This window comes from Luteirhabdus pelagi (assembly GCF_016827595.1).
Taxonomy (GTDB): Bacteria; Bacteroidota; Bacteroidia; order Flavobacteriales; family Flavobacteriaceae; genus Luteirhabdus; species Luteirhabdus pelagi.
In genome coordinates this window covers 1-1,101 of the sequence record NZ_JAECMS010000026.1, presented here as the reverse complement: position 1 = coordinate 1,101, position 1,101 = coordinate 1, and the positions used below count along the sequence as shown (strand labels likewise).

General features: G+C 35.5%; 2 protein-coding genes. Both read right to left on the bottom strand.

The features are described from left to right. Positions 1-231 precede the first annotated feature (231 nt). Positions 232-768 (bottom strand): hypothetical protein, encoded by a 537-nt coding sequence (locus I4Q58_RS15400; protein ID WP_203296801.1) that lies wholly within the window; start codon positions 766-768, stop codon positions 232-234. A gap of 43 nt (positions 769-811) precedes the next feature. Further along, on the bottom strand, positions 812-1,101 hold a 290-nt coding region (locus I4Q58_RS15395), incomplete at its 5' end, for an integrase core domain-containing protein (protein WP_203296800.1).

The window sequence follows — 1,101 nt, the reverse complement described above, 5'->3', positions numbered from 1 at the left end:
CTGAATACCGTCTGATGATTTTGTCATTTTTGTACATAATGTTTAAAATTATGTAGCCTTTATTCAGGACGGGTCAAAATGCACCACAACGGATTTGTATAACGTATCGTAACGTGGTCTGTGAAGTTACTAATTTTTCAGATAGGGAAGAAGCTACATTGTTTTTGCGAAATTCAATTTGCTTCCTTCAATCCACGTTATGCACGTTATACGTTGTTGTGCGTATGCCCTTTAATCAATTTTATTAATGTTGTTTGTCATAAATATTCCAATAATGCTTAACAGTGAACAAAATTCAGAGATTTCGGAATAGTCTTCCTTTCTTTCAAAATTTTTGTCTTTGAAGATTATTTTTCCCTCGTTCAACTTCCAGTCGAAATGAGCAATAGCATTCCGAATTTTGTTTAGTCTCTGGTTAGTTTTATTTTGAAAAATATTATTCAGATTTGGTGAAGATGAACTATCAATTTGAATGTCTTTAATGAACTCAAAGAATACCTGAACCTGAACAAGCTCATTATAGAAAATTGCATCTCTGAAAGTATGAATTTTATTTGAATTAGAATTGTAATAAGGAACGACAAACTGTTTCAAGCCTTCGAGTCCCGAAAAAATTTGTCCAAATTGGTTCAGTTTTTCTTTGAGACTCTCATCATTTTGGGTTTCATTATATAATTCAATCGGATTAATATCAATCACATCAATTCCCAGCGGTTTTTTCAGTGCTAGCATGTTGAATTTTTGTAAAATACTTTCCTTATTGGTCATACTTTTGTCTTGTCCTGAAATAGGTTGACCATTTTTTGATGGTTTAAATGGTTAATAATTCCAGTTTGTCTTTGTTTTTTCGATACGATACGTAGTCGATGTTCTGGTTTAAGTGCGCTTTTTGTGGCGTGCTTAAATTCAGGCTCCAGTGCGTTCTACGGTTGTTGTAGATAAAGATAGCCTTTTTTGTGATCTTCTTGGCCAGTTGTGTGTTTTTGATCGTTTGTCTGAGTCCGTATTCATACTTGAGGGTTTCGTTTATCCGCTCGGCCACCGCGTTCTCATAGGGGTCGTACCGCTCGGTCATGCTCATGGTCAGCCCGTTGTCCTCCG